Consider the following 6,788-nt stretch of genomic DNA (forward strand, 5'->3'; position numbering starts at 1 on the left):
ATCGTTATTTTTCAGAGTTTGATCGTGCGCTCAATATTTATCTGTTCCAAAAAAGTTTCATCATGTGATACCACAATCAAAGTTCCTTGATATTCATTAATGGCAGAGGTCAATATCTCAATATTTTGAATGTCTAAATTGTTCGTTGGTTCATCTAACACAATTATGTCTGGTGATTGACTATTAATTGTGAGACAACAAAGAATCAAGCGCATTCTTTCGCCGCCACTTAATACGCTGCATGGTTTATCCCAATCGTCTCTGGTAAATAAATAGCGATTGAGATTCATTTTAATTTCGTGTTCTTGCAGCGCCAAATCATTGAATTGCTGTGCTTGTTCGTAAACTTTTAAGGCGTTGTCTAATAATGAATAATCCTGATCGATGTAGAATGATTTATTTTGTGATTGATAAAATGTTCCGATTTGTGGCTGTAAATCGCCTAAAATCAATTTGATTAACGTTGTTTTTCCAGAGCCATTTTGTCCTTGTAATGCAACTCGTTCGCCACTTACAATTTGAAAGTTTAGATTGTTTTTCCAAAGCGATTGTGTGTTGTAACTAAAATTAATATCAGTTGCTGTAAATAATATCTTTCCTTTGTGCAACGCCGAATTGTCAAAACCAAATTTCATTTTATCAACATCGGGTAGTGTAGAGCGCAACTCTTGCAACTTTTGCGAAATACCACCAATTTTTTCAGCGTGTACATTTTTTGCTTTCGCTGTACTATTTTCGGCGTTGTTTCGTAACGTGTTCATCATTATTCGGGAAACTCCTGATTTCTCTTGTTTTCCTTTTCCGCGGCTGTCTAATTTTTGTTGTCGTTCCAGTGTTTCCTTTTCTTTTTCTTTGGCTTTCCGCAAGGCTTTTTCTCGGCTTTGAATATCTTGACTTAGCGCATTGTTTTCTATCTGTTTTTGTTCGGAATAAAAATCATAATTGCCACCATAAACCTTAATTCCGAATTTACTCAACTCATAAACTTTGCTCAGAAGATTCAATAATTTCCTGTCATGGCTAACGATTATTAAGGTACTTTTTGTAGATTGAATGAAGTTGTACAAAAGTTCTCTGCCCGAAACATCCAAATGATTGCTGGGTTCATCCAGTAAAATTAAATCCGGTTGATGGATCGAAATACTCGCAAGAAAAACTTTTGTTTTTTGTCCGCCACTAAGGGTTTCCATTTTTTGATCTAAATCCAAATCGTTTAGATGCCAATAATTCAAGGCTTCCAGGCATCGGTCTTCAATTGTCCAATCATCATTGAGCGCACTAAAATTTTCTTCGGTTGCATTTCCGTTTAAAATCTCCTTTAAGGCACTTAATTTTTCTTCAATACCTAGTGCTTGCGAAATAGTCAGATGATTGTATTGACCAAAAATTTGCGGTACATAATAAGGAACGGAATCAACATGTAATTGCCCGCCTGATGGTTGAAGTTGTTTTGCAATGATTTTTTGCAAGGTCGATTTTCCTGCTCCGTTATTGCCAATTAAAGCAATTTTTTCTTGATGATTTACTGTAAAACTGATGTTATCAAACAGTAATTCTTTGTTGGGATGTATATAGGATACGTTTTGTAAAATAAGCATAATAATTTCTTTTAGCATGAAACAATGAAACAAACCTCGCTTGGCTTGTTGTCTTTATTTGTCTGAAAGAAATTATTTTCACATTTTAAATATGTTTTTAAATTTTACGATGCAAATATACAAATGTTTTAGATTTTGTAAAAATGTCGGTTTGGCTACAATCAGGTTAGATAAATTTTACCTTCCATTGTAATTACTGATGAACCACCGACTAATACATTATTTTCAGTAACCATGACTTTTATTAACGAAGGCTGGTTGAGTTGTACGCCTTGTAATATTTGGTATTCTTTGTTTGATTGAATTATATTTTGTTTGTTTAATAATCCAGCGAGTGGTCCAGCGGCAGTTCCGGTGGCAGCATCTTCATCAATACCGATTAAAGGATTGAAAAATCTAGATTGAACAATTGTTCCTACTTTCTCAGATGTAAAAGCGAAACAATAAAAACCTTCAAAATGATTTTGTTTTGATATTGTTATTAGATGGTTGTTGTCAGTTTTGATTTTGTCTAATGTTTCTAGGCTTTTTATAGGAACCATTAAGTGAGCAACTTCTGTTTGTACAATTGTGGGAATGAAATTTGGCACTTCTAAATCTTCAGTGGACAATCCAATTGCCTTAGCGATAACTTCTGCTGGAATTGAAGCTTCTATAGTAGCAGGTTTTTGCTTCATTTTTACAATAGGCAATTGATTTGTAGAATCGAAATCAATTAAAATTGGAATCGGAGTTTCTTTCATAATCACAAAAGGATTTCCAGTTTGTTCATTAAAGATGTCCATTTTTTTCAATAAAGCAGCACAAACAGCGCCTAGTAAATTGTGTCCTGCTCCATCTACTTCAAATCCAGTAGGTGTAAAAGAACGGACTCTTAATGCTTTTTTAGTTTTGGAATAATAAACAAATGAGGTTTCTGAATAACCGAATTCCCTAGCAATTTTTTCATATTGTTCCAATTCTAAATTTCCATTGGTAAAAACAACTGACAAAGGATTTCCTTTATAGCTTTCATTAGTAAAGACATCCAATACATAATATTCTAATGTTTTTCTGTTTTTCATAATATTCTAATTGATTGGTTGAATGAATATTGGTTGAATTTATTGTTTTATTCCATATAAAAAAAGAATTCGTTTTGTCCAAAGGTTGATTAATCTTTGGTTGATCTTTTAGCAAATAGACAAAACGAATTCATTATTTAAGTGTCATTATTTTATTTTTACAGCATCCATATTTTGGCCATTTTGATATACAATTAGTTTGGTAACTACATCTTTATCATTTTTTATAAATTCCATTTGACCATCACGGCTTACCAAGAAAAATTTAGTGTTTGATTCTGGATAAATGTCTGCAGCGATTGGTCCTGAAGATAATTTAAGTTGATGAGCTTCCTTTGTGATCGAAATTATTATTGAAGGAGTCAATTGGTATTCGCCAACATATGATTCCAAAACAGTATCATTTAAAGCAATAGTTTTTTTGATAGTTGGGTTATAAAAATCTTTCCAATTATAAACAGTTGCCACACTATTTATTATTTCATTTAAAATAGCGGTATTGTTCGTATTAGTCATTACAACAACACCATTCCCATCTTGCAGACTTCCGTAATATTGGCTTACAAATCCTTCGTCAACGCCTTGATGTGTAAAGTATTTTTTTGTTCCTCTATTTTCAATAAATACCCCAAACGCAGCGGAACCATCAATATATGGAGTAAGTCTTTGTGTTGTAGTTTGTTGTGAAAGCACTTTTGAAGATTTGCCTAATAATGACAATTGTGTTTCTATGATATATTTTGCCAAATCTGTAGGCGTAGTCCATAAGCCTGCAGCGGCTTGTTCGGGATAGATATGGTATTTTCCTTTTACTTCCTGACCGTTATAATATCCTGTGGCTAATTCCTTTTGCTTGTCTTTTGAAGGTGGCTGCGTATAAAAACTATTGTTCATGCCCATTGGCTTTAATACATTTTCCCACATAAATGCATCATAAGGCTTACTGGTTACATCTTGTAAAATCAACTGTGAAATGGTTGTTCCGCCACCTGAATATTCATATTTAAGTGATGGTTCAAAAGCAGAGCGAACTGAAGGGCTATTTGCCGGCTGTTTACCATCTAATATCTGCGGAAGTGTTGGTATAGAAGTTCCTTTTTCATATCCTGAAAAGCCATGTACTGTTAGGCCGGCTGTATGGCTTAAAAGATTTGCAATTGTAATTTTCTTCCCGTGAGATAAGGAATCGTATGGAAATTTCCAGCTGATCAGATAATCGTTTATATCGTTATTTAAATTAATTTTTCCTTCTTGCGAAAGTTTTAAAAGTCCAATTGCATTCAGGGATTTGCTTATAGAACCTGCTTGAAACAAAGTAGAAGGTGTTACTGGGCGTTGCTCATCTTTATCGGCCCATCCGTAACCTTTGACCCATTCAATTTTAAAGTCTTTAATTACTGCAATTGATACTCCAGGAGCATTATAAAATTTCATTCTGTCAATTAAGTTCCAATTTGGTTCCCCTTCTATTTTGGTATTGGCACTCAAATTATTTTCGACACTTTTGATTTTTTGATTGATTTCGATAGAATAATTTTGTTTTTGCGCAGACAAAAAAGATGAATTAAACAATGATAAAAAAAGAAATAAAAAAGAAAGACTAATTTTTTGTGACATGTTAATTGATTGGTTTTTAGTTAATTTTTAAATTTTATTTTTCAAAATTAATAAAACTATCATTTCTAACAAGAAAAGTTTTATGTTTAAGACTGATAAAGTTGAATGTACTGCGTGAGGGATAGGAATAAGCTACCGAAGTAGCATGGATAGCCCGACAGCGTTGAGTAAAGGGGCTTTGTAAGCGTTGCTATTGGTAAGCCCCTTTGCTCAACGGTGGCACGCCCATAAGAGCAAATCTGTAAAAAGATGCAAATGATTTTGGGCACAAAAAAAATCGGCTTACAAATAAATGCAAGCCGAGTTTAGGATTTTAATTTCTTATGTTTTAAATAATAATTCGAATTATTTCACCATTTCGATTAATCATCTCGATTCTGGTGCTTTGTTTGTCGTCTTTATTATTCAAGATTTTGGCAACTGTTTCAACGTTTGTCGCTTTGACATTGTCGATGCTAATGATGATGTTTCCTTGGAGTTCATCACTGTATTGTGCCAGATTTTCATTAGTTATAGATCTGATTTTTACGCCATAATCTAGTTTGAATCGTTTTTTATCGGCAGCATCAATATTCTCGAGTTCCATACCTTTGAATTCAGTGGTAAAAGACTCGTTTTTACTCAAAATAACAGGGACAACCATTGTTTTATTGTCTCTTAGGATGGTAACCTGAACCTTGTCATTTGGTCGTTTGGTATTTACATATCCAGATAAATCGGCAAATGTTGAAATATCCTGATTGTCCAGTTTGATGATAATGTCGCCTTTTTGCAATTTGGCTTTTTCGGCACCAGAATTTTTGGCTACTTTGTTGATGTAGAAACCTTGAGTTTGAGAAACACCCAATTCCTTAGAAGCAGTTCCGTTTAATTCGCCACCTTCAACCCCTAGAATTCCTCTTTGTACGTTACCAAACTCCATGATGTCCTCGATTATTTTGCGGGCATTATTGGAAGGAACTGCGAAAGAATATCCCACATAAGAACCGGTCATAGACGAAATCATAGTGTTGATTCCGATTAATTCGCCTCTTGTATTTACCAATGCGCCACCACTATTTCCTGGATTTACGGCAGCATCTGTCTGTATAAAGGATTGAATTCCTCTGGTGTCAAGATTTCTGGCTTTGGCAGAAACAATTCCTGCGGTAACTGTTGAAGTTAAGTTGTATGGATTTCCAACGGCAAGTACCCATTCTCCAACTCTCACAGAATCTGAATTGGCAAATGTTGAATACGGTAATTTCTCATCGGCATCGATTTTAAGCAAAGCAATGTCCATTTTAGAATCGGTTCCGATAAGTTTTGCCTTGTATGTTTTTTTGTTATTTAATGTAATTTCGATATCCGAAGCATCTTTTACAACGTGATTGTTGGTTACGATATATCCATCTTCAGAAATAATTACACCCGATCCAGTTCCGACCTGCTCTTGTTGTTGTTGTCCTCCATACCCATAAAAGTATTCCATGATTGGATTAGATATAGTTCTGACAGATACGTTTTTTACGTGAACTACGGTGTGAATTGTTTTCTCTGCAGCGACTGTAAAGTCTATGTTTTCGGCACCTAACCCAACCGTTCTGCTGTAAGATTCAGGGGCAACCGTTGTAATCCCCTGTTTATTAGACGAAAAATAACCATTGTTGTCAAATAATAATTTGTATGCACCAAGAGTCAATGTGCCACTCAACAAGGATACTACGAATAATTTTGAGATTTGTTTCATAATAAGTTATGTTTTTATTAGTTATTCATTACGAATTTATAGCAAAAATCTTTTTTTTCAATGGTGTTTAACGCTCTTTAACAATGATTAACAAATCGTTAATAATTTGCAATTCGGGCCAATTATTTTCCCTGAATCGTAGCCTAGATTTTGTACTTTTGCTGAGCTAAAAATGAAATAAATGCAATTAGAATTTTATAAATATCAAGGTGCTGGAAACGATTTTGTTATGATCGACAATCGCGCTAATTTTTTTCCAAATGAAAATACACAATTGATAGCCCATTTATGTGATAGACGTTTTGGAATAGGAGGAGACGGACTTATTTTGTTAGAAAATGATTCTGAAACTGATTTTAAAATGGTGTACTACAACTCCGACGGAAACCAAAGCTCGATGTGTGGGAATGGCGGCCGTTGTTTGGTGGCTTTTGCCAAAGATTTAAATGTAATTGAAAATGCTACCACATTTATCGCAACAGATGGTTTGCATCACGCAACTTTCGAAGATAACGGACTGGTTTCTTTGCAAATGATTGATGTTCCCGAAATTGATATCCAAAAAGATTATTCGTTCCTAAATACAGGTTCTCCACATCATGTGCAAATAGTTGATGATTTGCAAAATTATAATGTAAAAGATAATGGCGCAGCGATTCGTTACGGAGAATTATACGGAGCAGCTGGAAGTAATATCAACTTTGTAAAAAAGATAGACGACACAACTTTCAGACTTCGTACTTACGAAAGAGGAGTTGAAGACGAAACTCTGGCTTGTGG

At 34.3% G+C, this 6,788-nt stretch carries 5 protein-coding genes; 1 reads left to right on the plus strand and 4 read right to left on the minus strand.

The window, feature by feature from the left end; translation table 11 throughout:
* Positions 1-11: 11 nt before the first annotated feature.
* The 4 genes from abc-f to VLC96_RS02380 form a co-directional block, all read right to left on the minus strand.
* Positions 12-1,598 carry a ribosomal protection-like ABC-F family protein gene (gene abc-f / locus VLC96_RS02365; RefSeq protein ID WP_325260448.1) on the minus strand — a complete coding sequence of 529 codons (1,587 nt, stop codon included), beginning with the start codon at positions 1,596-1,598 and terminating at the stop codon, positions 12-14.
* 161 nt (positions 1,599-1,759) lie between these two features.
* Positions 1,760-2,662 (minus strand): PhzF family phenazine biosynthesis protein, encoded by a 903-nt coding sequence (locus tag VLC96_RS02370; protein WP_325260449.1) that lies wholly within the window; start codon positions 2,660-2,662, stop codon positions 1,760-1,762.
* Positions 2,663-2,809: 147 nt separating this feature from the next.
* Complete coding sequence (locus VLC96_RS02375) at positions 2,810-4,279, minus strand: serine hydrolase (RefSeq protein WP_325260450.1); 1,470 nt, start codon at positions 4,277-4,279, stop codon at positions 2,810-2,812.
* A gap of 328 nt (positions 4,280-4,607) precedes the next feature.
* Positions 4,608-6,008 (minus strand): trypsin-like peptidase domain-containing protein, encoded by a 1,401-nt coding sequence (locus tag VLC96_RS02380; protein WP_325260451.1) that lies wholly within the window; start codon positions 6,006-6,008, stop codon positions 4,608-4,610.
* A 181-nt stretch (positions 6,009-6,189) separates the two neighbouring features.
* On the opposite strand from VLC96_RS02380, the gene dapF reads away from it, so the two are divergent.
* Positions 6,190-6,788: diaminopimelate epimerase (gene dapF / locus VLC96_RS02385; protein ID WP_325260452.1), on the plus strand; the 599-nt coding region annotated here is incomplete at its 3' end.

Origin of the sequence: Flavobacterium sp., from assembly GCF_035456085.1 — a bacterium.
Taxonomy (GTDB): Bacteria; Bacteroidota; Bacteroidia; order Flavobacteriales; family Flavobacteriaceae; genus Flavobacterium.